General features: G+C 62.4%; 19 protein-coding genes. 6 read left to right on the top strand and 13 right to left on the bottom strand.

Features of this window, described 5'->3' with window-relative positions; translation table 11 throughout:
- Positions 1-32: 32 nt before the first annotated feature.
- From HMPREF2967_RS05950 to HMPREF2967_RS05935, 4 genes are all read right to left on the bottom strand, one after another.
- Positions 33-884: a sulfurtransferase gene (locus HMPREF2967_RS05950; protein WP_070685484.1), complete on the bottom strand. Its 852-nt coding sequence runs from the start codon at positions 882-884 to the stop codon at positions 33-35.
- 85 nt (positions 885-969) lie between these two features.
- Positions 970-3531 carry an ATP-dependent chaperone ClpB gene (clpB, locus tag HMPREF2967_RS05945; protein WP_070562387.1) on the bottom strand — a complete coding sequence of 854 codons (2562 nt, stop codon included), beginning with the start codon at positions 3529-3531 and terminating at the stop codon, positions 970-972.
- A 313-nt stretch (positions 3532-3844) separates the two neighbouring features.
- A complete protein-coding gene (locus HMPREF2967_RS05940; protein WP_070685481.1) occupies positions 3845-5239 on the bottom strand; it encodes a TetR/AcrR family transcriptional regulator in 1395 nt (464 codons plus the stop codon).
- Between the two features lie 204 nt (positions 5240-5443).
- Positions 5444-6814 (bottom strand): sodium/glutamate symporter, encoded by a 1371-nt coding sequence (locus HMPREF2967_RS05935; RefSeq protein ID WP_070685477.1) that lies wholly within the window; start codon positions 6812-6814, stop codon positions 5444-5446.
- A 168-nt stretch (positions 6815-6982) separates the two neighbouring features.
- Between HMPREF2967_RS05935 and HMPREF2967_RS05930 the strand changes: the two genes are divergently transcribed.
- A complete protein-coding gene (locus HMPREF2967_RS05930) occupies positions 6983-8185 on the top strand; it encodes an FAD-binding oxidoreductase (protein ID WP_070685474.1) in 1203 nt (400 codons plus the stop codon).
- A 32-nt stretch (positions 8186-8217) separates the two neighbouring features.
- Here the strand turns inward: HMPREF2967_RS05930 and HMPREF2967_RS05925 are convergent, their stop codons facing one another.
- Positions 8218-9027, bottom strand: a complete 810-nt coding sequence (locus tag HMPREF2967_RS05925; protein ID WP_070685471.1) for a carbon-nitrogen hydrolase family protein — start codon at positions 9025-9027, stop codon at positions 8218-8220.
- A 102-nt stretch (positions 9028-9129) separates the two neighbouring features.
- On the opposite strand from HMPREF2967_RS05925, the gene HMPREF2967_RS05920 reads away from it, so the two are divergent.
- Together HMPREF2967_RS05920 and HMPREF2967_RS05915 are read left to right on the top strand one after the other, a co-directional pair.
- Positions 9130-9390, top strand: coding sequence for a hypothetical protein (locus HMPREF2967_RS05920; RefSeq protein WP_070685468.1), 261 nt, complete (start codon positions 9130-9132; stop codon positions 9388-9390).
- 74 nt (positions 9391-9464) lie between these two features.
- A complete protein-coding gene (locus tag HMPREF2967_RS05915) occupies positions 9465-10538 on the top strand; it encodes an alpha/beta hydrolase (protein ID WP_232770692.1) in 1074 nt (357 codons plus the stop codon).
- Positions 10539-10564: 26 nt separating this feature from the next.
- Here the strand turns inward: HMPREF2967_RS05915 and HMPREF2967_RS05910 are convergent, their stop codons facing one another.
- The 8 genes from HMPREF2967_RS05910 to HMPREF2967_RS05875 form a co-directional block, all read right to left on the bottom strand.
- Entirely contained in the window at positions 10565-12085 is a 1521-nt protein-coding gene (locus HMPREF2967_RS05910) for an acetaldehyde dehydrogenase ExaC (protein ID WP_070685463.1), read from the bottom strand.
- Between the two features lie 319 nt (positions 12086-12404).
- On the bottom strand, positions 12405-12827 hold the full coding sequence (locus HMPREF2967_RS05905) for a heat shock protein transcriptional repressor HspR (RefSeq protein WP_070523924.1): 423 nt from the start codon (positions 12825-12827) through the stop codon (positions 12405-12407).
- Positions 12828-12840: 13 nt separating this feature from the next.
- Positions 12841-14046: a molecular chaperone DnaJ gene (gene dnaJ / locus HMPREF2967_RS05900; RefSeq protein ID WP_070564019.1), complete on the bottom strand. Its 1206-nt coding sequence runs from the start codon at positions 14044-14046 to the stop codon at positions 12841-12843.
- A gap of 133 nt (positions 14047-14179) precedes the next feature.
- Positions 14180-14860: a nucleotide exchange factor GrpE gene (gene grpE, locus HMPREF2967_RS05895; RefSeq protein WP_070685460.1), complete on the bottom strand. Its 681-nt coding sequence runs from the start codon at positions 14858-14860 to the stop codon at positions 14180-14182.
- Between the two features lie 3 nt (positions 14861-14863).
- Positions 14864-16708, bottom strand: a complete 1845-nt coding sequence (dnaK, locus tag HMPREF2967_RS05890; protein ID WP_070523650.1) for a molecular chaperone DnaK — start codon at positions 16706-16708, stop codon at positions 14864-14866.
- A 231-nt stretch (positions 16709-16939) separates the two neighbouring features.
- Positions 16940-17680 (bottom strand): ABC transporter ATP-binding protein, encoded by a 741-nt coding sequence (locus HMPREF2967_RS05885; RefSeq protein WP_232770689.1) that lies wholly within the window; start codon positions 17678-17680, stop codon positions 16940-16942.
- A 58-nt stretch (positions 17681-17738) separates the two neighbouring features.
- Positions 17739-18740, bottom strand: coding sequence for a FecCD family ABC transporter permease (locus HMPREF2967_RS05880; protein ID WP_052750500.1), 1002 nt, complete (start codon positions 18738-18740; stop codon positions 17739-17741).
- A gap of 2 nt (positions 18741-18742) precedes the next feature.
- A complete protein-coding gene (locus tag HMPREF2967_RS05875; RefSeq protein ID WP_232745446.1) occupies positions 18743-19672 on the bottom strand; it encodes a FecCD family ABC transporter permease in 930 nt (309 codons plus the stop codon).
- 161 nt (positions 19673-19833) lie between these two features.
- Here HMPREF2967_RS05875 and HMPREF2967_RS05870 point away from each other — a divergent pair, with 161 nt between their 5' ends.
- The 3 genes from HMPREF2967_RS05870 to HMPREF2967_RS05860 all read left to right on the top strand — a co-directional run bounded on the left by HMPREF2967_RS05870 (position 19834) and on the right by HMPREF2967_RS05860 (position 26101).
- Positions 19834-20943: an ABC transporter substrate-binding protein gene (locus HMPREF2967_RS05870; protein WP_046647137.1), complete on the top strand. Its 1110-nt coding sequence runs from the start codon at positions 19834-19836 to the stop codon at positions 20941-20943.
- 410 nt (positions 20944-21353) lie between these two features.
- Positions 21354-24800, top strand: coding sequence for a bifunctional proline dehydrogenase/L-glutamate gamma-semialdehyde dehydrogenase (locus HMPREF2967_RS05865; RefSeq protein WP_070685457.1), 3447 nt, complete (start codon positions 21354-21356; stop codon positions 24798-24800).
- Positions 24801-24835: 35 nt separating this feature from the next.
- Entirely contained in the window at positions 24836-26101 is a 1266-nt protein-coding gene (locus tag HMPREF2967_RS05860; protein ID WP_232770687.1) for an AI-2E family transporter, read from the top strand.
- Positions 26102-26260: the final 159 nt, after the last annotated feature.

The raw sequence follows: 26260 nt of genomic DNA, 5'->3' as shown, positions 1-26260 counted from the left end.
ATAGGCGCTGGCACGCTGGTCACGTGAGGATTCTAGACGTGCTCGCGGTCGCCGCGCTCCACGGGATTGGCCGGGTTGGCCGACCACTGTGACCAGCCGCCAACGAAGTGGCGCAGGCCGGTAAAGCCCACGTGCTCCAGAACGGCAATGGTGAGCGCGGAGTGGTTGCCGGAACCGGAGTAGATGATGGCGCCGTCCACGTTCTCCTTGGTCACGCCGTGCTGGTTAAGGATTTCCAAGATTTCTTCCTTGGACTTCCACACGGTGATGTCCTGCGTGTGGAACAGGCGCTCGGGCAGGTTAACCGCGCCCGGGATGTGGCCGGCCTTCAGGTCGAGGTTCTCGCGGCGGCCGGCGAAGCGGTTGCGCGTGCGAACGTCGAGAAGCAGGCCCTTGTGTTCCTTGACTTCATCGATGGTGACCGTGGGCATCGAGCCCGGCTTCACTTTAAGGTTCGAGGTCATGCCCAGGTTGCCCGGACCGGTGAGCGTGGGCATTGCCTGGGCGCGCCAGTTGGACAGGCCGCCGTCGAGAATGCGGACGTTCTGGATGCCCGCCCAGCGCAGCGTCCACCACGCGCGGCCGGCGAAGAGGCCGCGGCCTTCGTCGTAGACCACGACCTCGCTATCCTCACGCAGGCCCCAGTGATCGATCCACTCTTGAATCTTCTCGGCCTGTGGGAGTGGGTTGCGCCCGACCTTGGAGCCCGGCAGGCCCACGAAGGCTGACGCGGCGTCCGCGTACTGGGCGGTTGGAATGTGAAGGGAAGAAAAAAGATTGAAGGCCTCGCCTTCCCCTGGGGCCCAGAGGGAAGCGAGGATGGTCGTCTTGTCACCGCGGTAAATCTTCTCACTCAGCTCGTGAGGGGAGATCAAAATGCTCATGCCCCCAGATCATAGGGGCATGAGCGGGTGCTGGCGACCGGTGAGCGCGGTGAGCGCAATTAGCGCTCACCGCTTAGTCGGCGGATTACGCGGTGCGGGCAGACAGGTCGAGGTGCTCGCCGCCATCGGCGACGTCAACGTGCACGGTATCGCCGTCCACGATGTCACCGGCCAAGAGCTTCTTGGCCAGCTGGTCACCGATGGCCTGCTGGATCAGGCGGCGCAGCGGGCGGGCACCGTAGGCCGGGTCGTAGCCACGCTCCGCTAGCCACAGCTTGGCGGCATCGGACACGTTTAGCGTCAGGCGGCGGCCGGACAGGCGCTCGGCCAAGCCCTTGAGCTGGATGTCCACGATGCCGGTGAGCAAATCCGAAGTCAGCGGCTCAAACATCACGACATCATCGAGACGGTTGATGAACTCCGGCTTGAAGCTGCGCTTGACCGCCTCCATGACCTCTTCCTTGGTGCCGCCGGCACCCAGGTTCGAGGTCAGGATAATGACCGTGTTGCGGAAGTCCACGGTACGGCCCTGGCCATCGGTCAGGCGGCCTTCATCGAGCACCTGGAGCAGCACGTCGAAGACGTCCGGGTGGGCCTTCTCGACTTCGTCGAAAAGCACCAGCGTGTACGGGCGGCGTCGCACCGCCTCGGTGAGCTGGCCGCCGGCGTCGTAGCCAACGTATCCCGGAGGGGCACCGACGAGGCGGGCCACGGAGTGCTTCTCACCGAACTCGGACATGTCGATGCGGACCATGGCGGATTCATCGTCAAAGAGGAAGTCCGCCAAAGCCTTCGCCAGCTCCGTCTTACCCACGCCGGTCGGGCCGAGGAAGAGGAAGGAACCGGTCGGGCGGTTGGGATCAGCCACACCGGCACGCGCGCGACGAACGGCGTCGGACACCGCGGTGACGGCCTCCTTCTGGCCCACCACGCGCTCACCCAGCACGGACTCCATGTTGAGCAGCTTCTCGGTCTCACCCTGCAGCATCTTGCCGGCCGGGATGCCTGTCCAAGCGGAGACGACCTCCGCGATGGTATCCGGAGTGACCTCCTCAGTGAGCATGGTGTTGTGCTGCTGCTTCGCCTTCTCCTCAGCAGCGGCCAGCTCCTTCTCCAGCGGCGGCATCTTGCCGTAATTGATCTCGGAGGCCAGGGCTAGGTCACCATCGCGCTCCGCAATCTCGGCCTGGCGGCGCAGATCCTCCAGCTGTTCCTTGATGGTCTGCACGTCATCGATGGCCTTCTTCTCATTGGCCCAGCGGGCCTTGAGCTCGCCGAGCTTCTCACGCTCATCCGCCAGCTCCTGCTGAAGGGCTGCCAGGCGGTCCTTCGAGGCGGCGTCCGATTCCTTCTTTAGAGCCAGCTCCTCAATCTCGAGACGGCGGACGATACGCTCCAGCTCATCGATCTCCTGCGGGGAGGAGTCAATCTCCATGCGCAGGCGAGAGCCGGCCTCATCGACCAAGTCGATGGCCTTATCCGGCAGGAAGCGGTTGGTGATGTAGCGGTGCGAGAGCTCCGCGGCAGAGACCAGGGCTGAGTCCTGAATGCGCACGCCGTGGTGCACCTCGTAGCGCTCCTTGAGTCCACGGAGGATACCGATGGTGTCCTCCACGGAAGGCTCAGCGGCGTAGACCTGCTGGAAGCGGCGCTCCAGGGCGGCGTCCTTCTCGATGTACTTGCGGTACTCGTCGAGGGTGGTAGCACCGACCAGGCGGAGCTCCCCGCGGGCCAGCATGGGCTTAATCATGTTGCCGGCATCCATAGAGCCCTCACCGGTGGCACCGGCGCCGACGATGGTGTGCAGCTCATCGATGAAGGTGATGATCTGCCCATCGGAAGCCTTAATCTCATCGAGGACGGCCTTGAGGCGCTCCTCGAACTCGCCGCGATACTTCGCGCCGGCGACCATGGAGCCGAGATCCAGACTCAGCAGCGTCTTGCCTTTGAGGGATTCCGGTACGTCACCGGCCACGATGCGGCGGGCCAGGCCCTCCACGATGGCGGTCTTACCCACGCCGGGCTCACCGATGAGCACCGGGTTATTCTTCGTGCGACGGCTAAGCACCTGCACGACGCGACGGATTTCCTGATCGCGGCCGATGACCGGGTCGATCTTTCCCTCGCGGGCGCGGGCGGTTAAGTCAGTGGCGTACTTCTCCAGTGCCTGGAACTGCTCCTCGGGGTTCTCCGAAGTCACCTTGGCCGCGCCGCGCACGGAGGGGAAAGCGCCCTTGAGCGCGTCATAGGTGGCACCGCGGGAGGTCAGCAGCTCGGCGGCATCCGACTTGGAACCCGCAATAGCTGCGAGCAGAACCTCGGTGGAGACGAACTCATCACCGAGCTCGCCGGCCAGCTCCTGGGCACGGGTCAAGACGTTGAGGGCGTCGCGGTTAAAGTTCGGGTTCGCCATGTTGGCGCCCTCGGCCTTTGGGAGGGCGTCGATAAGCTGGCGCGCCTCTTTGAGCACCGTCTCCGGATCCACACCGGTGGCCTTGAGCACCGGGGCGGCAATGCCGTCCTTCTGCTCAAGGATGGCTGCTAAGAGGTGTGCCGGGCGGATGTCCGGGTTACCGTTGGCGGAGGCCGTCTGCAGCGCTTGCTGCAGGGCCTCCTGAGTTTTAGTGGTGGGGTTAAAAGAACTCATTGTTGTGTTTCTCCGTTTCTACTGTTTGTCCAAACCTTCCCGCGACAACAGTGGCGAAGGAAGCTTCACTGTCTATAACGCCATAGAACTTGAGTCTGTTCCACTCAACTAGAACTTTTTTAAATTTCCGCGTCTACGCCAGGTTGATCGGCACAAGCTCAAGTTTTCTTTTCCCTCTGTAATGGCGTGCCTATATTGGCACACCGCCTATCCTGGCACGCCGCGGGCACAAGAAAACCGGCCCCTCTGCCCTGCTGGATTCAGCAGAACGGAAGAGCCGGTGTTTATCTACGTTTATCTACGATTAAACGGGCTAGACAGTCTGCGGCTGCTTGCCGGGAAGATCATAGGCAAAGGTTGCTAGGACCACGCCCGTCACGAAGTAATAGATGGACCACTTTTCCTCGAGGTCGATACCACGGAACTCACCCATAGAAGCCAGGTGGCACATGCCGTCAGCACCGGCCCACAGGGTGAAGTTCTTGACATAAACCAGGCGATCCTCCGGTTCGTACCCAGCCTCCCGCAGCGCTTCGCGGGCAAAACGCATCAACAATGCGAAGGACACACCCATCTTGGTCTGTTCCTCGCCATCCGCACTCAGCGGCACCACGGACCCAGAGGCAGCGGCGATGCAGGCGCTATAACGTTCGGGGTAGGTCACCGCGTAATCGAAGTAGGCCACCGCTACGCACAGGAGCTTGTCGACGGCCGATGCATCCTCCGGCAGCTGCTCTAGGAGGTAGAGGCTGCGGGCTTCAAGCTCACAGTCGGTTTCCTGCTCCACGGATTCACGCAGCACGAAGTCATTGTCCACCAACGAAGCAATGAACACATCGGAGACGCCGAAGTACTCGGCCACGTTCTCGATGGTCACTGCCTTCAGCCCGTCGCGCGCCGCCAGCTGGATGGCGAGTTCCATGACGGCCATGCGCGCGCGTTCCGCAGGAAGCTTCTGCAAATCCTCAATCGCAGAGATATCGAGAGCTGGATCGCGGTCCGGAACAAAACCGGCGAGCATCGCACGGTAATCCTGCATAGGATCGCGCAGGCTCGGCATTTCTAGCGACTCCGCCGCCTTGAACAGCGTTCCGATGAGCGCCTTGCATACCTCGCGCAGGTTGAAGCGCCGCACCACCGAGTGCTGGTGCCGCAGTACGCCGAGAACGCTGAGGTGCGCCATGCCATGAACAGTGGCCAAGGTAGCAACGCTGAACTTTGCCACCGATTCGAAACACACATCGCTTCCAACCTGGAGTTTTTCCTCCGTCGCGATGAGCGCAATGCTTTCGTAGATCAGGTCCAAGGTCCGGTTATAGGTCAAATTTCCTTCTAAGAGAGCCTGCCATTCGTCCTCGAAGACATAGGCCTTCTTTTCAAAGAGGTAGCGGAACAGCTCCGGCTCACGCTCGGCGTACTCGTAATAGGCCTCAGTAAAAGTTGTCAGCTTGGTAAAAAGATCGGCGTAGCCTGGGTCCGCATCGAGCGTTTCCTCAAGAAACTTGACCTTGCGGTCAGTCACATATTCGGGGATCGCCCGCACGATGGCCTCGCGGTCAGGAAACTCCGCAAGCACCTGAGCAGCACTAAGCTCCGCCAGCTTGGCCACGGATTCGACGGAGATGGCCTCATCACCCTCCGCAGCTCCGATATGAAGCGCAGACTCGAGTACACGCTCACGAAGTGAGTCTTCATAAAGAAAATGCATACGGCTTCCTAAGTTTGCGCTCACATAGCGGAAGAAACGTAGACACTGGGCGAGCGCCACGCTAATAACTTCTTAATTTTACCCCTATCTTCAGTTAAAGAGCAATGTGTTCAAAAAGCTCCCCTTCAGTCAAGCCACACCCTTACCAATAAAACAATCCCCCAGGCCACGGCCTGGGGGATTGCGCGCGAAGGGCTTTAGCGTCTACTTCGATGAGCCGACGTGCCCGATGCCTTCCTTGAAGATGGTGCCGCGCGGCGGCATCATTCCGGTGAACTTGAACACGAGGTAGATGACCACCGCGATGCCCAGGGAGATCCAGCCAAAGCCAGCGGTGAAGCCGTACATAACGGACAGCGGCGCGATGATGGTCCAGGAAATCTCGAAGGGGCCGAAGCCGATGTAGGCCATGCCGTACTCCGACAGCGTGCCGGACTTGAGCTTGGGGTCCACGATCTTGAGGATCGCAATGCCGGTGGCCACGGTGGCCGTCGCCCAGCCCCAGCCGAAGATGCCGCGCTCAATCCAGCGCTCACCGAAGAACTCGGCGGGGAACCACATCAGGAAGAAGATGCAGTAGATGGTGCCCAGGACGAAGAGCAGCAGGAGGGCCTGCCAGTAGGCCGCGACAGCTGCGGGCACGATGGCCGCCACACCAAAGGCAATGAGGTAGTCAGTCGCCGCACCGGAGACCGAGCTCACCGTGTCCTTATCCAGGTAGTCCTTAGCACCCACCATGTTCATCACGGCGCGGAAGAGCAGGCCCACGACCATGGACATGGCAAACAGCGGGATGGAGACGTTCTCCCAGATGGAGGCGATGCCCTTGTTAATGCCGTAGGCGGTCATCACGGTCAGGGCGATGAAGCCAACGTGGAGGGTGATGGGCTCGATGGCGGAAGGGTTCGTCGTCGCGCGGCCCAGCGAGGGGCGATCCTCCAGGCGCGAGATGTAACCGCGGCGCAGCTCCTCCGGGAGCTGCTTCGGAACGTGCGAAACCTTGCCCTTGCGGATGCCCCAGTTACCCGCAATGATGCCGCCGATGATGGCGGCCAAGGTACCCACGGTAGCGGAGGTAAAGCCCAGCGAGGAGGCTGCCTCAGCGCCCACGCCCTCCAGGGCACCGCCGACGGCCGCGGCAGTACCGAAACCACCAGTAAAGCCAACGGGCAGCATCATGCCGAACCAGTCAGGCGTGTCGAAAGTAGGCTTAAACAGCAAGAGGCCAAGGATGATGAACAGGCCCCACTGGCCGGTGAACATCATGGTGGAATAGCCCCACATGTTGCGAGCGCCCTTGCCCATGTTGCCGCCCATCTCCATGGAGAAGGCCATGGAAGCAAAGACCACGGCGATGAGCAGCGAAGTGTAATCACCGAGGTTCTCAGAAAAACCAATCCAGCCCAAGACATTGGGCCCCAAGATCAAGCCGAGCAGGCCCGCGGTGATGGGGGCAGGCAGCAGCAAGTCCTGGAATACGAACTTGATCTGGTGGCGCAAAACGTTGCCGATAACCATGAGCAAAGAAATCCAGCCCACGTCGGTCATGATTGTGTACGCAGAGAAATCTTCCATGCGAGATCTTCCTTCCATGCCGCGCATCGCGGCATCCTTGAGACGAGACTCACCCACTTTCGGGAAATGAACCGTAGATTACACTACAACTCCCTCCCCGCTTTGCCACCCCTGACGTATAACCCTAGGGGGTTTTGACGCTACCCCCAGGCGCTAGGATGGGCGGGCATGAGGGAACTGGGTGAGCACCTGCGCAACCATGCCGAGGACTATCGCGATGCAGTACACAGGCACTTTTTTGCCACCGTGGCCGAATCCCGCCAAGTCTTCGCCTTGTCGATGAAGGACACGCACCCCTCACTAGCCCCCGCGCTGGCGTGGGTGCTGGAGAATGTGGAGGACGGTGGGGTTCGGGGGGACGTCGCCAAGCGCCTAGCGCAGATGGGGCGTGATCATCGCCGCCACGGTTTCCCCCCTGAGGTGTATCCCAAATTCGAGGATTCCCTGGTGCAGGGGCTTACGGTGCTGGGACTGACGCCGCACCAGCACGACGTGGCCACGCGCACCATTTCCAGCGTGTGTTCAATCATGCGCAGCGCCGCCCAGGAGGCGGATGCCGCCGGCACTCCCCCTGCTCACAGCGCCCAGGTCGTGGCGGTGGACAAGCCCAACCGGAACACCGCTGTGGTCCGGCTGGAATCCGGCATGGCGCTGGACTACCGCGCGGGCCAGCACGTACCGGTGACCTCGCAGCTCACGCCCGGCACCTGGCGCCCCCTGACCCCGGCAGCGCCCTCCGATGATTCAGGGCAGCTGACATTCCACCTCGCGCTGGCGGGTGAGGCCTCCTCCATGCTGGCGAAGGCCCAGCCGGGCGATTGGTGGACGCTGGGCATGCCCGCCGGTGAGCCACCGCAGCTCGATTCCGAGACCACTCTCATTTCCTTCGGCACCGGGTGGGCAGGCGCCCGGGCACTGCTTCTCGACGCCCTGGGGAGCACCCTCCCCTCCGGGCTCCAGGTCTATGCCGTGGCCCCCTCGCCGGGCGAGCACTATGAAACGGAGTTTCAGGCCAACCTGCAGGCCCTGATTCCGGAGCTCACTCTGCGGCACATCGTTCGGGATTCGCAGGATCCCTGGCTGCTCGGAGCACGGCCGCTGGCCGCCGGGTTCAACCCAGTGGTGGCCAACGAACCGATGGAACCGGTGCTCGCCGCGGCGGGAACGAACCGCCGCTTCGTGCTCATCGGTCCTGCCGATCGCGTCGAACTAGCGCGCGCGGCGCTACTCGACGGTGGCGTTGCGGAGGAGGCAATCACCACGGATAGCTGGCAGCGCGGCCACGAGTGGGCGGCCTCCGCCGCGGAGCTTGACGGGTGGGGCCATGACTGGGAGGCCTGGGCGGCGTGGAAGAAGTCCCAGTGGGCATAAGCGCCAAAAGCGCTTATGCGTGGAAAAGGAGCCTATGCGTGCAGAATGGGGAGGGACTCACGAACCTTCGCCACGGTGTCTGGATCCACCTCGCCGTAGAGGATCTCCGGCTCATAGCCCGCCTCCGCGAGGCGCGTGCCATCCGGCGCCACGAGGACGGAGTGCCCAATCCCGGTGGGCCCGGAGGCCTCCCCCGCCTTCGCCTCCCCACCGGGGCGAGCCTGACCCGCGGCCAAAACATAGGTCGTGGAATCGAGCGCGCGCGCCGCGCTGAGCAGGCGCCACTGCTCCAACTTGCCCGGGCCATCCGCCCAGCTGGTGGGCACGACGATGAGCTGGGCTCCCTGGCGGGCTAGCTCCTTGAACTGCTCGGGGAAGCGGATGTCATAGCAGGTGGCGACACCCACGGTGAGCTCCCCGGCGTCGAAGACAACAAGTGACTCACCGGGCCGGACGGTATCGGATTCCTTGTACTTGAAGGCGTCGTAAGTGTGGATCTTTTCGTAGCCGCCGAGCACTCCGGGGCCGGCGATGAGCGCGACGTTGGCCACGCGGTTAATGGTCTTCTCACCCCGCTGGACGGTATCCGCTGGGGCGAACATTCCCAGCACCACGTACACGCCGAGTTCTTCTGCCAGCGCGCGCACGGCGGCGGCGGTGGGGCCGTCGAGGCCCTCCGCGTGCGTATCGAGGCGCCCGGAATCAAAGCTCTGGGTGGTAGCTTCCGGCAGAACGATAAGTTGCGCACCGTTGTCCGCGGCTTCCCGAATCTTATCGAGGGCTACGGCGAGGTTGTCCTCAACGTCTCCGGTACTGGTCAATTGAACTGCTGCTACCTTCATGCGGCCCACGGTAGACGAGCCCGGACTAGTTATCCACAGATTTCGTGGATTCGCGGCGGCCGCCCTTTACGGCGATAGGACAGTTGGCGCAGTCTCAATGCTATGAACCACCTCAACATTGACCGGGCTGCCCGCGAGCAGATCCGCTACCTCTTCGGCCATGCCTGCCCCGCCACGCTACCTACCTTGCAGGATCCTCCCCGCACCGCCCGCGCCCTTGCCCTCCTCGGCGCCCAGTGGGAGGACGCCCGGCGGGCCAGCGAAGAAGCTCGGAGGACGCAATTGGAAGAGCTTGACCGCTTCGTGGGGTTGGCCCACGGTCTTGATGCGGAGCTTTCCTCACATTTGGAAGGAACGCAATGAGCGTGTCCGAGACGCTTCGTTTCGAAGCTTTGGAAATGGAACGCTACGCATCTGAGCTGGAACATTATATAGATGTGTCACACCATCATTGGGTAGGTCTAGCGATTTCCGGCATAGCGGCCGATGCCGCGCGGCGCTCTTTGCACCGCGCCAGCGACAACCTGGTGGATCCCGTGCAGCAGATGCGCCTTGCCGCGCACATCCTGAGCCTCTACGCGCCGCTGCAGGAGAGAATTGAACAGCTGCGCGCACGCGCTGTGCGGCTGGCTTCGGCCCCCGCCTTTGCAGAACCCGCCAGCGTGGCGCTGGGGCAGTTGGACGCGCTTGGCGACGTCCTCGATTGGGCCTGCGCCCGCCAACTCACCGCCCTGTGCACTCCGGAGCTGGCCCAACCGCCAAGCCGTTTGGAGGATTTCGGCGACCTCTCGCTGACCGAATTGCACGAGCTCCAGCTGACCATGGCCAGCGATGAGGTCCGCTCCCTGGCCGCGGCTAACCCGGATGTCACCGTGCTCGAGGCCAGCCCTGGGCGGCTGGTGGCGCTCGTGGACCCAGAGAACATCGGCACACAGGCCGCCCAGGTCAGCACGTTTGTGGGCGGTGTAGGTTCTTCCGATACAGCAAGCTGGCCCACCGCCGTGGAGCGCGCCCGCGCCATCGCCCGCGCCACCCATGGGCCTACGGTGGCGTGGATTGGCTACTCCGCCCCGCCCACATTGTCCCGCGCGGCGCACGAAGACCCGGCGCGCCGCGGGGCCGCCGAGCTAGGCCGCTTCCAACGCGCCTTGCGGCAGCGCTTTCCTCGGGCTCAGCACATCCTCATCGGCTATTCCTATGGCTCGGTGGTTGTAGGTAAGGCCGCGCAACAGGACTATGTTGCGGATGACGTCGTGCTCGTCGGCAGCCCCGGCGCTTCCGTGGATAGTGCCACACAGCTGCACGGCCGTGTCTGGAGCGCGCGAAACACCGAGGATCCCATCGCGATTACCACCGGTCCGCATGGTGGCATCCATGGCCCCGATCCCACCTCCCCCGCCTTCGGTGCAACACCTCTGCCAGGTGCTAGCGGGCGTCCGGGCGATCATGGCACCTATTGGAAAGACCCCGCATTCCTGCGGGGCCTGGGCGTCATCGCACGACGCTATTAGAAGGCAGCCACGTGGGGTTACTGCCTTTAGAAGAGGCCGGCGTGCTCCTCGGAGTAGGACACCAGCATGTTCTTCGTCTCCTGGTAGTGGGACAGCATCATGAGGTGGTTCTCGCGTCCGATGCCAGACTCCTTGTAGCCGCCGAAGGCGCTGTGCGCCGGGTAAACGTGGTAGTGATTCACCCACACGCGGCCGGCCTGGATTTCCCGCCCGGCGCGGTAGCAGGTGTTCTGGTGGCGCGACCACACACCAGCACCAAGGCCAAAGTTGGTGTCGTTGGCTATCTGGATGGCCTCCTCGAAGTCCTTGAACGTGGCCACGGAGAGCACCGGTCCGAAGATTTCCTCGCGGAAGATGCGCATATCATTGGTGCCGCGGAAGACGGTCGGCTCAATGTAGTAGCCGTTCTCCAGCCCCTTCACCTTGTTCACGTGGCCGCCGACGAGAGTTTCCGCACCCTCCTTCGGGCCCACCTCAAGGTATTCGGTGATCTTGTCCATCTGTTCCTGGGAGGCCTGCGCGCCCATCATCGTTTCGGTATCGAGCGGGTGGCCAATCTTGATCTTCTTTACGCGCTCCACCGCCAGTTCTAGGAACTTGTCCGCGATGTCTTCGTGGATCAATGCGCGGGACGGGCAGGTGCAGACCTCGCCCTGGTTGAGGGCGAACATGACAAAGCCCTCCACGCACTTCTCCAGGTAGGCATCGTCCTTGTCCATGATGTCCGCGAAGAAGATGGACGGTGACTTGCCGCCGAGCTCCAGCGTGACGGGGATGACCTTGTCCGCAGCAGCCTTGTTGATGATCTTGCCCACCGGGGTGGAGCCGGTAAAGGCGATTTTGGCGATGCGCTCCGAGGTGGACAGAGCCACGCCAGCTTCTTCGCCGACGCCGTTGACGATGTTGAGCACGCCCTTCGGCAGGAGGTCCTCAATAATCTCAATGAGCAGCAGAATCGATGCCGGGGTTTGCTCAGCCGGCTTCATCACGATGGTGTTACCTGCGGCCAGCGCCGGTGCAATCTTCCACGCCGCCATCAGCAGCGGGAAGTTCCACGGGATAATCTGCCCCACCACACCCAGCGGCTCGTGAAAGTGATAAGCCACGGTGTCCTGGTCGATCTGGGACAGGCGGCCCTCCTGTGCGCGGATGGCGCCGGCGAAGTAGCGGAAGTGATCAACAGCCAACGGGATATCGGCGGCGAGGGTCTCGCGCACAGCCTTGCCGTTCTCCCAGGTTTCCGCGACGGCGATCTTCTCCAGGTTTTCCTCGATGCGGTCCGCGATGCGATGCAGCAGGAGCGCGCGCTCCGCCGGGGTGGTCTTGCCGAAAGTCTCGAAAGCCTTCTCCGCGGCATCGATGGCCAAGTTGATGTCTGCTTCCTTACCTCGGGCCACCTGGCAGAAAACCTCACCGGTCACCGGGGTGATGTTGTCCATGTACTCACCATCGACCGGCGGTACCCACTCGCCGCCGATGTAGTTGTCATAGCGCTCGCGGAAGTTGACAATGGCGTCAGGGGTGCCTGGGTTTGCGTACAAAGTCATGTGCCTAGTGCCTTTCTCGTGGATTCAGTACCGTCACGGTGGCCGCCCACACAATCGCATCTACAAGTGGCAGGCAGCACAACGCTGGACGCGAGTGTAGCGATAAGTATTGCCAAACTCACGTTTTCAATGAGGAAAGCTTTGAGGCCGTTGCCTAAAGGCGCCTTGCTGCCAAAGTTCGAAGGCCCAGCGCAATTTTGAACAAGAACTTTGTCAACAAGGGCACCTTGCGCGCGAAGAGCACGCGGCCTCAGTCCGAGCAGAGTTGGCCGGGCCCCAAAACAGCAAAAGCCCCTCCCGCAAAGGGAGGGGGAAGTGCCTAGCTGTCGCGGCGTCGGTTGCGACGCGGCTTCCACATCACCACGGATGTCGAACGCGGTACGTGGACCAGCTCGCCGCGCGATGGCCGCACCTGGCTGCGCAAGCGCTCAACTTCGGCCTGCAACTCATCACGCTCGGCGGCGAGGCGGTCACGCTCCGCGGTCAGCTCGATGATGGACTTGATACCAGCCAAGTTCACACCATCATCCTGCGAGAGCGTCTGGATCTTGCGCAAAAGCTCGATATCGCTCTCGGAATAGCGGCGCCCACCGCCGGAGGTGCGGGCCGGGGAGACCAACCCCATCCGGTCATACGTGCGCAGGGTTTGAGCATGCATGCCAGACAGTTCCGCAGCCACGGAGATGACGTACATCGCCTTGGGCTGCGCCGCATCGCTTCGGTTCATCCTGTCTTTGCTCATCATGCACCTCCTCCTAGCGGGCTACCGTGTTGCCGGCCCAGCCGGCGCGCGGATCGAAGCCGGAGTCCTTCTCCGCCTGCGCGTAACTGCGCAGTGCCGAGGAGGCAGCAGCATCCAGGGTGGAGGGCACCGTAACTTGTACGGTCACCATGAGGTCACCGGCCTTGCCGCCGCGCTTGGCCACACCGCGGCCCTTCACGCGCAACGTGCGGCCATCGGGCGTGCCCGCCGGTACCTTCACGCGCACGGGTGAATCGAGGGTCGGCACCGTAATGGTGTCGCCCAAGGCCAGCTCCGCGAAGGAGACGGGGACGGTGACGTGCAGGTCGTCGCCCTCCCGGGTGAAGACCTTGTCGGGCTTTACCGTGACCGCCACGAAGAGGTCACCGGACGGCGTGCCATTCGGGCCAGCTTCACCCTGACCAGCAAGGCGCACTTTCTGGCCATCGATCACGCCTGCGGGGATGCGCACCGTGATGGAACGGGTGCGGTGCACCGTTCCGGAACCGGAGCAATCCGCGCACGGATCCTCGGCGCGCTGGCCGGTGCCATCGCAGTCCGTGCACGGCGCCGAGAAACCGAAGGTACCGCGCTGCTCAGAAGTGAAACCGGTGCCATCGCACGTCGAGCACGTCGACAACTTGCCACTCTTTGAACCGGAGCCGTGGCACGTGGTGCAGGGAGCTTCGCCGCTGAGCTGCAGCGGGATGGTGGTTCCCTTTGCTGCCTCGCGGAAGTCGAGGGTTATTTGCGTTTCGACGTCGGCCCCCCGCGACGGCCGAGCTGTGTGGCCAGCACCACCGCCGCGGTTGAAAACGCCACCGAAGATATCCCCAAGACCGCCGCCTTGAGACGCTCCTCGAGCGGATCCTCCGAAGATGTCCGAGATGTCAAATTCTTGCGCACCCGGTCCACCCATGTGCGTGGATCGAAACCCGCCGGGAAACCCGGCGCCTCCTCTCCGTCCAAAGCCACCGCCGCGCATCATGGCCTTGAACTGGTCATAGTCCTTGCGGGTCGCTTTATCTGAGAGCACGTCATAGGCCTCAGCCACCTGCTTGAATTTCTCCGCCGCCGCGGGGTTATCCGGGTTGGCATCGGGGTGGTTCTGGCGGGCCAGCTTGCGGTAAGCGTGCTTAATCTCTTCGGCGGTAGCGGATGAGGAGACCCCCAGATCCGCGTAATAATCCTTGTCTGCCCATTCTGGCTTAGCGTTCACTGGGCATCTCCTCCTTTCAGGAGAGTCGATTCATGGTTGGGTTTTAAGATTTTTTGCTAAGTAAAAAGCTAACTAAGTAGAGAAAAGAAGAGTGGCGCCAAGGAACATTGAGCCCTGACGCCACCTGCAATACCTATTCTGCGTTGTCCGAGCTATCCGGACTCTCAGCGGTATCGGCTGACTCTGCAGGGGCGGCGATAATCACCATGGCGGTGCGCACAACGCGCTCCCCCACCGTGTAGCCGCGGCGCAGAACCGTGCCGATGACCTGCTCGTCACCGGTGGACAAGTCCTGGATCGCTTCGTGCACCTCGGGGTCGAAGGCATCGCCCTCGGCGCCGAACGGGGTCAGCTGGTTCTTGGTCAGCACGCCCGTGAGCTTGTCCGCGATGGCCTTGAGCGGGCCCTCGTTGAGGTCACCGTGCTGGCGAGCGAGCTCCATGTCATCAAGGATTGGCAGGAAGTCTGCCAAGACCTTGGCCTTGGTGGTCTCGATCACGGCCTGGCGGTCGCGCTCGGTGCGGCGGCGGTAGTTGGTGTACTCCGCGTTGAGGCGCTGCAGGTCCTCGGTGCGCTCAGCGAGCTGAGCTTCCAAGGAGTTTTCCGCAACGGTCTCCTCACCCGCGGCCGCTTCATCGGTGATGTCGCGGGCGGCGTCCTCTACCGCGGCCTCTGCCTCAGCGGTGTTCGCCGTGGCGTCATCCACGGCGCCGTCGGCAGAAGCGGCCTCGGCGGCGGCAGCCTCCGCAGCCTCAGCGGAGGTTGCCTCAGGGTCGGTATTGGCCGGGTTGCCCGGGTCCTGAGGGGAGGTCATGGTTTACTTCTCCTTGTTCTCGTCGTCCTCGTCGACAACCTCGGCGTCGACGACGTTCGGGTCACCAGCGGCGTCGCCAGCAGCGGCACCCTCGGCGCCCGCCTCAGCAGCCTGTGCCTCGTACAGGGCCTTGCCCAGCTCCTGGGACTCGGTGCCGAGCTTCTCGACGGCCGACTTAATCGCCTCGATGTCATCGCCCTTCAGCGCCTCATCGACGGCATCGGCAGCCTCGGTCACGCGGTTCTTCAAGTCCTCCGGCAGCTTGTCGGAGTTCTCATCCATGAACTTGCGGGTCTGGTAGGAGGTGGACTCGGCCTGGTTGCGGGTCTCCTGCTCCTCGCGGCGCTTCTTGTCTTCCTCGGCGTGTGCCTCGGCGTCCTTGACCATGCGGTCGATCTCTTCCTGGGACAGGCCGGAACCATCCTGAATCTTGATGGTGTTCTCCTTGCCGGTGGCCTTGTCCTTAGCGGAGACGGAGACGATGCCGTTGGCGTCGATGTCGAAGGTGACCTCAATCTGCGGGACACCGCGCGGTGCCGGGGCGATGCCGCCGAGCTCGAAGGAGCCGAGCAGCTTGTTGGCGGAAGCCATCTCGCGCTCGCCCTGGTAGACCTGAATCTGCACGGAAGGCTGGTTGTCATCAGCCGTGGTGAAGGTCTCGGACTTCTTGGTCGGGATGGTGGTGTTGCGCTCGATGAGCTTGGTCATCACGCCACCCTTGGTCTCGATGCCGAGGGAGAGCGGGGTGACGTCGAGAAGCAGCACGTCCTTGACCTCACCGCGCAGCACGCCTGCCTGGAGAGCAGCGCCGACTGCCACGACCTCGTCCGGGTTAACGCCCTTGTTCGGGTCCTTGCCGGTCATCTCCTTGACCAGGTCGGACACGGCCGGCATACGGGTGGAACCACCGACGAGGACCACGTGGTCAACCTGGGACAGGGACAGGCCAGCATCCTTGATGACCTGGTTGAACGGCTCCTTGGTGCGGTCCAGGAGGTCCTGGGTGATCTTCTGGAACTCGGTGCGGGACAGGGTCTCATCCAGGAAGAGCGGGTTCTTCTCAGAGTCCACCGTGATGTACGGCAGGTTGATGTTGGCGGACTGGGAGGAGGACAGCTCAATCTTGGCCTTCTCAGCAGCCTCACGCAGGCGCTGGACAGCGCGCTTATCCTTGGTCAGGTCAACGCCCTGGGAAGCCTTGAACTTATCGACGAGCCAGTCGACGATGCGCTGGTCCCAGTCGTCACCACCGAGCTGGTTGTCACCAGCGGTAGCCATAACCTCAACCACGCCGTCACCGATCTCCAGCAGGGAGACGTCGAAGGTACCGCCGCCCAGGTCGAAGACCAGGATGGTCTGCTCCTGCTCGCCCTTCTCCAGGCCGTAGGCCAGTGCAGCGGCGGTCGGCTCGTTAACAATGCGCAGGACGTTGAGGCCTGCGATCTGGCCGGCCTCCTTGGTGGCCTGGCGCTGGGAGTCCTCGAAGTAAGCAGGGACGGTAATAACGGCGTCGGTAACGTCCTCACCCAGGTAAGCCTCGGCGTCGCGCTTCAGCTTCATCAGCGTGCGGGCCGAAATCTCCTGCGGGGTGTACTTCTTGTCATCAATGTCGATGGTCCAGTCGGTGCCGATGTGGCGCTTGACGGAGCGGATGGTGCGGTCAACGTTGGTGACCGCCTGGTTCTTAGCGGACTGGCCGACGAGGATTTCGCCGTTCTTAGCGAAAGCCACGACGGACGGGGTGGTGCGGGAACCCTCCGAGTTAGCGATAACGGTGGCCTCGCCACCTTCCAGAACGGATACGACCGAGTTGGTGGTACCGAGGTCAATTCCTACTGCGCGTCCCATAATCTCTTCTCCTTGCTTGTTGGGGTTTGTTCTTAAGTTGATAGTGCGCGACTCAACTTCCGCCGCGTTCAGGGTTGAACTCTAACAGAAGCGGCACCCATTGTCATCCAAACCTGAGCGCCGGTCACTCAACCTACACAACGCGGGCAAACCCAAAGTTGTTCCCGATCCACTCAACTTTTTTTAATTACCGCCCACACGCTGGGAAAACAAAACCGGTTTGGCGGAAACTCACCCCACAGGGACGATTGCTGGCTCACCGTCCACATCTACAACGCGGACTGTCAGCCCATAGAGTTCCTCAATAAGGGCAGGGGTAATGACGTCGCGCGGCACGCCCGCGTCCCACACCTTTCCATCTTTCATCGCCACGACGCGATCCGCATAGCGCAATACATGCGCCAAGTCATGAATGACCGCAATGAGGGTTTTGTTTCCTGCCAGCTGTCGCATCAGCCGCATGAAGGAATGCTGGTATCCGATGTCAAGAGCGCTCGTTGGCTCATCCAAGAAGAGCACAGGCGTTTCCTGGGCGAGGGCCATAGCCAGCCAAGCACGCTGACGCTGACCACCAGACAACGCCGCTACCTCGGCCGTCTCCAGTTCTTCAAGGCCTACCTTTGCTAGCGCGCGACTAACAGCACGCTCGTCCTCCTGACTCCTCCACCCCATAAATCCTTGGTGGGCGAAGCGCCCGCGCGCGACCAGTTCCCTGACATTGATCCCTTCGGGAGCTATGGATTGCTGCGACATCACGGCGACGCGCCGAGCGTAGCTTCGCCGAGAGAATGCGGCTGCATCTTGTTCGCCAATGCGCACCGCGCCCGCGTTCGGTGTTTCCAACCGCGCCAACACCTTGACCAAAGTGGATTTTCCACAACCATTGGGACCGATAATGGCAGTGAATTTCCCGGCCGGAAAAGACACATCCACCGAGTCGAGAATTAGCGGGGCAGTCCTCCCGTAGGACATGCTCACCCCCTCAGCCCGCACGCTCGGCGCACCGTCACATACTTTTTGCTGGTTCACTTTACTGACCTTTCATTCCGGCAGCTCGGGATTGCCACAGCAGCAGACCCGCCAGATAGATGCCACCGGCGCACACCGTAATAAGACCGGCAGGCAGAGTAATTGGGAAAAACAGTCGCTGCCCTGCTAAGTCGGCAGCGAGCAAGAAAAGAGCACCGAGGACTCCAGAGAGCAACACCGGTGTCCTGTCTGGACGCGAGAGCAACCGAGCCATATGCGGGGCCGCGAGGGCGATAAATGAGATTGGACCCGCTATCGCCGTCGATACAGCGACAAGAACTGTGCCAACCAGAACCATCACCACACGTGCACGACTCACGTTCAACCCCAACGCACTCGCCGCGCTATCCCCCAGGGCAAGCGCGTCGCACCAGCCACGCAGCAGCAACCCAGCGACGCACGCCGCGCCTCCCAGCACCCCCAATGGAATAACTCGTGCCCAGGACACAGCATTCAATGTTCCAGCAGCCCAAGTCGCCGCGCCTAAGGATTGCTCCAACTCACCGCTAAGAATCAACCACTTGTTTATTGCTGAAAGAAAGAACGTCACTCCAATCCCCACCACAATCAGTCTTGCTCCCGTAAGCCTTCCTGCAAATGAAAGCCCCATGATGAGTAACGCAGTGAGAGCCCCACCCACCAATGCGCCTAGCGCAATGTTGAACGCGGAGCTAAAGCCCGCCAAGGAAACCGCGATGACACCGGTATAGGCACCGGTATTAAACCCGATGATGTCGGGCGACCCCAGAGGATTGTGAGTAAGGATCTGAAAGATGGCGCCCGCTATGCCCAAACACATTCCTACGACAATCGCAGCAACCACCCGCGGAGCACGCCATTGCCACACGACGGTGGCCGCAAAGTCAGTGCTATTGGGATTCGTAGCCACGGACCACAACGCTGCGCTTTCTTGCCCGGCACCAGGCGAGAAGAGCGAATAGGCAGCAATAGCCAGTGCGACGATCACAATGCCCGTAAAGGACAAAACACTTCTCACGCTCACAATCACAGCCTCCTTCCAGCGCGATGGGACAGCGCAATCAATACTGGGGCACCAATGAGCGACACCGTGACGCCAGCCGGCAACTCAGCAGCAGTGAGGTAGCGCCCCACAATATCGGCTCCCAACAAAAACAAAGGCCCCACCACGGCAGCGGCGACAAGCTGTGCCCGTTCTTCATATATCCCGCACAGCCTGACAACATGCGGGATGACTAATCCGACAAATACAATCACCCCCGCCGCTGCGGTAGCGGTAGCAGCCAACACTGTTACCGCCGCGACAAGTCCCAAACGAGTCAGTTTGAGGTTGATACCGAGACCCGCCGCAACGTCATCCCCCAGAGCAAGGGGCGGCAAATGGCGCGCAAAGGCAATCAGCAGCACCACACCAACTGCTAACCCGCCGGCTGTAATCGCCACCGGTGTCCACGAGGCCACGTCAACAGAGCCCGTCACCCACGCGCGGATACGTGCAAAAGAGTGCGGATCTACCAGGATGAGAGCGGAGGAAAGCCCTTCACATACCGCCCCGATGGCTACACCTGCAAGAATCAGTCTCAGCGGATCAACATCGCCAGCTCTGCCACGCCCTACCGCGGTGACCAGCAGCATGGTCACTGCCGCACCGATGATGGCTGCGAGCGAAAAAGCAAAAGGTGATTGCCACCCCCACCAGCCCAGAGCAATGGCCGCGGCCAAGCTGGCGCCTACGTTAATCCCGAAAACTCCGGTATCTGCCAAAGGGTTGCGCGTCATAATCTGCAGAACTGCACCAGCGAGAGCCAAAGCACAGCCCGCACAAACGGCCACGAGAGTACGGGGAAGCCGCCTCTCCCACACGATCGAGGAAGCTATACCAGGCTGACCTCGAAGGGCGGCCAACACGTCACTGAAAGGAATGCTGCGCGCCCCCAACGCCAGCGACAGCCCCACGCCGATACAGAGAATGGCAAGGCCAGCAACTACTACCCGACCAAGACGCCGAGTATTTCCCTTTCCGGTGTGCACCCCCTGCTCAATCACCAACACCACCCAAACACCTTCATACGCTCACGTTTCCTTAGCTTGACCTATTTTAGGTTAGGCTACCTTTTATGACTACTCGAAAGAAAATCGCGTCTCACATCCCACTCCTCCGCCTTACCGCTGTTGGCCTTACCGCAGCGCTAGCTCTCACCGGTTGCGCCAGCCTCGAAAACGCCGATTCAAACACCGGCGGGTCCAGCTCATCCTCTCCAGCAGAGAAGGAAACAGGAAAATCCAACTCCGCCGCAGGAAATGACTCCGTGGCAACTGGTGGCGAGGGCTTTGCTGGAGCCAGAGAGAAGACCCAATCCTTTGGCAGCGATGCAGCTCCCGGCCAGTTCCCCCGCACCGTCACACATGCCCGTGGTACGACCGAGCTCAAAGAGAAGCCTCAACGAGTAGTCGTTCTCGAAAGCGGCGAGCTCGACTCCGTCCTTGCCCTTGGCATGAAGCCAGTCGGCATGACCACGTCTAAGGGTCAGAACCCCGTCCCCGATTACATGGCCGACAAAGCAAGTGACATCGAAACGGTAGGCACGATCAACGAAGTCAATATGGAAAAGATCGCCTCACTACAACCGGACCTCATCATCGGCTCGCAGCTGCGCATGGATAAGTATTATGACCAATTCAGCTCCATCGCGCCTACCGTTTTCTCGATTCGCCCTGGGTACACTTGGAAAGAAAACTTCCACCTGATCGGTGAAGCCCTCGGCGAGGAAGAGCGCACCGAACAAGTCATGGCCGACTACGACAAGAAGATCGAAGAAGTAAAGAAGGTCATTAAGGACGGGCCAGCTAGCGAAGACACCACCGTCACCATTCTGCGCTTCATGCCGGGCAAAGTACGCCTCTACGGGCGCCTTTCACTCATTGGAACGGTGCTTGATGACGCCGGCCTCGCCCGCCCCGCCAACCAGGACATCGAAGAGCTCGCTGCAGAAATCTCACCGGAGAACATTGACCAAGCGGACGCCGACTACATCTTCTACTGCAGCTACGGAGATCCCTCCGCCACCGGCCAAGACACCGCCATTTCCACTGCGGCGTTCCAGCAGCTTCCAGCGGTTAAAGACGGCCATGCTATCGAGGTCAGCGACGATACGTGGGCACTCGGCCTAGGTCCAATGGGCGCACAGAAGATCGCGACAGATCTCACGGAGTATCTCAGTCACTAACACGGGGGTAGCAACCTCCCCTCAAAACAACACCTGTGGGATTGACTCACCCCAACATAAGGGGCTAGCTTTCATATAAGCGAGATGGGTTACATGTCTGCACCCACTGTGTGGCGGACCATGTTAAAGGCGCCTATTTTTCGCTGGCCCGGCCAAGCCACCGCTTGGCCGTTTCCCCACGCAAGAAGGGTGGTCACATATGAATGCTTACTTCATTAGACAGCGTCGTTCTTCCGACCGGCCTCCAGTTGTGCACGCCAACGTTAAGTAAGCCCTCTTATCACACAAACTGGACAGGCTAATCAGCGCCGCACAGAGCTTGAGCAACTGCTGGACTCGATAGTTTGTGTTCTTTCCGCATTCCATAAGGCTGTACCAGTGTGCCTTGAGACCCATAAAGGTTGTAATCCATGACTAACGATGCTCACACCCCCGTGCCCGAATCCACCGACATTGACGCCGCTCTGATCGCCGACGCCGCGGCCCAGGCCCACTCCTGGCTCGCCTCCACCGCCGACGAGCAGGATCCGGCCACAGAACAGCTCGCAGACTTATTGCGCAACCCGGACGGGGTGGCCTTCACCATGGACTTCGTGGACCGCGTCATGCGCCCCGAGGATGACAAGGTAGCCGCACACGCGCTGAAGTCCGTCACCACCACCTATGACGCGTCCTTCCTCGGTCTCATCAACGGTTCGCTGGTGGGCCTGGGCGGTTTCTTCGGGCCCATCCTGCCCAACCTGGTCATGCCGCTGGCCCGCATGCGCATGCGCCAGATGGTCGGCCACCTGGTCCTCGACGCCGAGAGCGACGCCCTCAACAAGACCTTGGACAAGGCCGCCGAGTCCGGCGAGCAGCTCAACCTCAACCTTCTCGGTGAGGCCGTGCTGGGCGACGACGAAGCGCGCTCCCGCGCTGAGCGCACCCTCAAGCTCATCAATAACCCGCGCGTGACCTACGTCTCCGTCAAGGCCTCCTCCATGGTGGCCCAGCTCAACCCGTGGGATATCGAGGGTTCCCTGGTCCGCCTCAAGGAGCGCCTGCGCCCGCTCTACGAGGCCGCCGCGCGCCGCCCGGATAAGGTCTTCATCAACCTGGACATGGAGGAATACCACGACCTCCACCTCACGGTGCGCCTGTTCACCGAGCTGCTCAGCGAGCCGGAGTTCACCAACCTCGAGGCAGGCATCGTCCTGCAGGCCTACCTGCCGGATACCTTCGACGCCCTGGCCCACCTCGCGGAGTTCGCTCAGCAGCGCGTGGCCGAGGGCGGCTCCCACATCAAGATTCGCATCGTCAAAGGCGCGAACCTTTCCATGGAGCACGTCCAGGGTGAAATCCACGGCTGGCCGGCAGCACCTTATGCCACCAAGGATGAGGTGGACGCCAACTACTACCGCCTGCTCGATTACATCCTGCGCCCCGAGTTCGCCGACTGCGTGCGCATCGGCGTGGCCACCCACAACCTCTACACCGCGGCCTTTGCCTACAAGCTGGGTACCAAGCGCGGTGTCATGCGCATGATGGATTCCGAGATGCTCCAGGGCATGTCCCCGGCCCAGCAGGCTGCGGTCCGCGAGGCTTTCGAGGGCCGCCAGATCCTCTACACCCCAGTGGTGCACATGGAGGACTTCGATGTCGCGGTCTCCTACCTGGTGCGCCGTTTGGAGGAGAACTCTGCACCGCAGAACTTCCTCTACGCCCTCTTCGCCCCAGAGGAGAAGGCACTGAAGGACCAGGAGGAGGTCTTCCGGGAGGCCGTCGAGCAGCGCTGGGATACCTTCGCCGGCCCGCGCCGCACCCAAAACCGCCTGGAGGAGGCCGAGCAGGCTGCCGGCCGCCAGGCACCGCGCACAGGGCGCTTCGCCAACGAGCCGGACACCGACCCGGCCCTGGAAGCCAACCGCGAATGGGCGCTTAAGGCCCTGGCCACCGACCCGGGTGAGCATGGCGTGGAGGAGGTGACGGATGCGGGGGTCGTCGACAATCACGTGGCCCGCGCCGCCGAGCTCGGCGCCGAGTGGGGCGCGCGCCCTGCCGAGGACCGCGCCCGCGCCCTCGAGGCCGTGGCCGATGAGCTGGCCAACCGCCGCGGCGAGTTCATCTCCGTGGCCGCCTACGAGGCCAACAAGACTGTCACGCAGACCGACCCGGAAATCTCCGAGGCCATCGACTTCTGCACCTACTACGCACAGTCCGCGCGCCTGCTGGAGAGCTACGCCGCCGAGTTCACGCCCCACCGCGTGACCGTGGTGACCCCGCCGTGGAACTTCCCGGTGGCCATCCCCACCGGCGGCATCGCGGCAGCACTCGCTGCGGGTTCGGCCGTCATCATCAAGCCAGCGCCGCAGGTCGTGCACTGCGCGAAGCTCGTCGTGGAGGCCTTCCGCGCCGGCCTCGAGGCTCAGGGCCTCGACCCGGATCTGGTCCAGCTCGTCTTCACCGACGAGGGTGACGCCGGCCGCGCGCTCATCTCCCACGACGATGTCGATGCCGTCATCCTCACGGGTGCTTCCGATACCGGCAAGCTCTTCCGTTCCTGGAAGCCGGAGCTCAACATCATGGCGGAGACCTCCGGCAAGAACGCGCTCATCATCACCCCGTCCGCGGACCCGGATCTGGCCATCCAGGACCTCTACCTCTCCGCCTTCGGCCACTCCGGCCAGAAGTGCTCCGCATCCTCCCTGGTCATCTTCGTCGGCGCGGCTGGCGAATCGCAGCGCCTGCGCTCGCAGCTTGTCGACGCCGTCAAGACCCTCATCACCGGCCCCGGCTACGACATCACCACGACGATGAATGGCCTAGCCGAGGCCCCGGGCGAGAAGCTGCTGCGTGGCCTCACCCAGCTGGAGCCGGGTGAAAAGTGGCTGGTGAAGCCGGAGAAGCTCAACGAGGAAGGCACCCTGTGGTCCCCGGGTATCCGCGATAACGTGCGCCCGGGCTCCTGGTTCCACGTCAACGAGTGCTTCGGCCCGGTGCTGGGCATCATGCACGCGGAGACCCTGGAGGAGGCCATCGAGTGGCAGAACTCCACCGGTTATGGTCTGACCGGCGGCATCCACACGCTGGATAACGATGAGATCGATTACTGGCTCGAGCGCGTCGAAGTGGGCAACGCCTACGTCAACCGCGGCATCACGGGCGCGATTGTGCAGCGCCAGTCCTTCGGCGGCTGGAAGAAGTCCGTCATGGGCCCGGGTGCCAAGGCAGGCGGCCCGAACTACGTGGCACAGTTCGGCACCTGGTCCGAGGGCCCGCTGCGCCCCTTCGACGTCGACATTTCCCAGCCGGTGGCCGCCCAGCTGCGTGCCTTCGCTAACCTGTCCCTTTCTGATGAGGACACCGCCTGGCTGTGGCGTGCTGCCGAGCTCGACGAGCTGGCCTGGCAGCAGGAGTTCGGTCGCGACCACGACCGCGCTGGCCTGGTCTGCGAGGCCAACGTCTTCCGCTACCGCCCGCTGCTAAGCCCGCTGCAGGTGCGCATTTCTGAGGACGCCGAGCTTCGCGACGTCGCCCGCCTCACCCTCGCCGCTACCCGCACCAACTCCCCGGTTCGCTTCAGCGCCGCCCCGGAGAAGGCTGCGGAGCTGCGCGAGCTCGGCTTTGGCGTCGATGGCGTAGCACTCGAGGCTTTTATCCGCGAGGTCTCCAGTCTCGAGTCCGGCCGTGTGCGCTCGGTAGGCTCCGTGGAAGAGGGCGTCTTTGAGGCCGCAGTACAGTCCAACTCGGTGGTGCTGGACCAGCCTGTGCTTGCCGACGGCCGCCGCGAGCTCCTCCCCTTCCTCCTCGAGCAGGCCGTATCGGTGACCATGCACCGCTTCGGCATCATCCGCGAGGTGGGCAGCATCCGCGCATAGTTACTTTCCTGCGCTCATATGAGAAGATGTAGCGCATGAGTCAAAACACCGGTGATGCCACCGCTTCGGACGCCCAGCACAATGGGGCCTCCGACGCGGTGGCGAAGCCCATCAATGAAGAAGCCACCCTTCACCCCTCAGAAACCGACGACAAGTCCCGTGTCCTCGGCCGCGATGCCATTTCCCTGGCGAAGATCTGCCTGATCTTCATCATCGTGGTCGCAGGCGTGGGCCTGGCCGGCTACCTGCTGAAATTCATTTGGGTAGGCCTTCTGCCCGTCATCCTTGCCATCCTGGTCTGCACGGTGCTTTTCCCGGTGACCACCTGGCTGCGGGGCAAGAAATTCCCCCGCGCCCTAGCCGCCATCACCACCCTGCTCGGCTTCCTGGCCATCATCGGCGGTGTCTTCGCCGCGATGGCACCGGTCGTGTCCACGCAAGGCGCGGCGCTGGTCAATCAGGCCGAGGACGGCCTGAACAAGCTCGTCGTCATGGCGAAGGATCTCCCCTTCGAAATTGATGCGGCGAAGGTGCAGGAAGTGCTTGATGACGCCATGGCGTTCATCAAGGGCCAAGCCTCCCAGATCGCTACCGGCGTCATTTCTGGTGTCTCCATGGCCAGCTCCATCGTCATGGCCTTGGCCATCATGCTGTTCGTGTCCTTCTTCATCCTCAAGGACGGCGATAGATTCCTGCCGTGGCTGCGCACCTACACCGGCTACTCCGCCGGCTGGCACGCCACTGAGCTGCTGACCCGCGTGTGGAATACGCTGTCCGGTTTCATCCAGGCCCAGGCTGCCGTGGCGGCTGTCGACGGCCTCCTCATCGGCCTCGGCCTCTGGGCCCTGCAGGTCCCGCTGGCCCTGGTTATCGGCGTGGTGACTTTCTTCGCCAGCTTCATCCCCGTCATCGGTGCGGTGACCGCAGGCGCCTTGGCCGTCATCATCGCACTGGTTTCCGACGGCCTCACCAAGGCCCTTCTCGCCCTGCTGCTCATCATCGTGGTCCAGCAGGTGGAGGGCAACGTTCTCCAGCCGATGCTCCAGTCCAAGGCCATGGGGCTGCATGCCGCCATGGTGCTGCTCTCCGTCACGGTCGGCTCCGCCCTCGCCGGCATCATCGGCGCTTTCCTTGCTGTGCCGGTCGCCGCCACCATTGCCGTCGTCTTCCGCTACCACCAGGAGATGGCCAGCCTTCGCGCCGGCGAGATCGCGGCCAAGAACATCAAGATCTCCACCACCGAGGGCCATGACACCGTCATGAAGCTCTTCGAGCACCTAGAGGCCAGCTCCGCCCGCTAGCCACACAACCGGCGCATGGCTCGAGCTTTCTCGGCCGTGCAACTGCCCTAGTTGCCAAACTTCGCCCCGCCACCCGCGGCGGGAGCAATGGTTTTGGCAACTAGGGCACTTTCCATATGTAGGGCCTAATCTGCGGTGACCGTGCCGAAAGCCTCGGCC

The organism is Corynebacterium sp. HMSC059E07, from assembly GCF_001814395.1.
Lineage (GTDB): Bacteria > Actinomycetota > Actinomycetes > Mycobacteriales > Mycobacteriaceae > Corynebacterium > Corynebacterium hesseae.
The sequence above is the reverse complement of the archived record's forward strand: the minus strand, read 5'-3'. Positions and strand labels throughout refer to the sequence as shown.

Bases quoted from the DNA above. Each gene is read 5' to 3' on its own strand.
- HMPREF2967_RS05905 (WP_070523924.1), bottom strand. From the start codon at position 12,827: ATGAGCAAAGACAGGATGAACCGAAGCGATGCGGCGCAGCCCAAGGCG.
- HMPREF2967_RS05865 (WP_070685457.1), top strand. From the start codon at position 21,354: ATGACTAACGATGCTCACACCCCCGTGCCCGAATCCACCGACATTGAC.
- HMPREF2967_RS05920 (WP_070685468.1), top strand. From the start codon at position 9,130: ATGAACCACCTCAACATTGACCGGGCTGCCCGCGAGCAGATCCGCTAC.
- dnaK (WP_070523650.1), bottom strand. From the start codon at position 16,708: ATGGGACGCGCAGTAGGAATTGACCTCGGTACCACCAACTCGGTCGTA.
- grpE (WP_070685460.1), bottom strand. From the start codon at position 14,860: ATGACCTCCCCTCAGGACCCGGGCAACCCGGCCAATACCGACCCTGAG.
- HMPREF2967_RS05950 (WP_070685484.1), bottom strand. From the start codon at position 884: ATGAGCATTTTGATCTCCCCTCACGAGCTGAGTGAGAAGATTTACCGC.
- HMPREF2967_RS05860 (WP_232770687.1), top strand. From the start codon at position 24,836: ATGAGTCAAAACACCGGTGATGCCACCGCTTCGGACGCCCAGCACAAT.
- HMPREF2967_RS05925 (WP_070685471.1), bottom strand. From the start codon at position 9,027: ATGAAGGTAGCAGCAGTTCAATTGACCAGTACCGGAGACGTTGAGGAC.
- HMPREF2967_RS05870 (WP_046647137.1), top strand. From the start codon at position 19,834: ATGACTACTCGAAAGAAAATCGCGTCTCACATCCCACTCCTCCGCCTT.
- HMPREF2967_RS05910 (WP_070685463.1), bottom strand. From the start codon at position 12,085: ATGACTTTGTACGCAAACCCAGGCACCCCTGACGCCATTGTCAACTTC.
- HMPREF2967_RS05935 (WP_070685477.1), bottom strand. From the start codon at position 6,814: ATGGAAGATTTCTCTGCGTACACAATCATGACCGACGTGGGCTGGATT.
- HMPREF2967_RS05940 (WP_070685481.1), bottom strand. From the start codon at position 5,239: ATGCATTTTCTTTATGAAGACTCACTTCGTGAGCGTGTACTCGAGTCT.
- clpB (WP_070562387.1), bottom strand. From the start codon at position 3,531: ATGAGTTCTTTTAACCCCACCACTAAAACTCAGGAGGCCCTGCAGCAA.
- HMPREF2967_RS05885 (WP_232770689.1), bottom strand. From the start codon at position 17,680: ATGTCCTACGGGAGGACTGCCCCGCTAATTCTCGACTCGGTGGATGTG.
- HMPREF2967_RS05930 (WP_070685474.1), top strand. From the start codon at position 6,983: ATGAGGGAACTGGGTGAGCACCTGCGCAACCATGCCGAGGACTATCGC.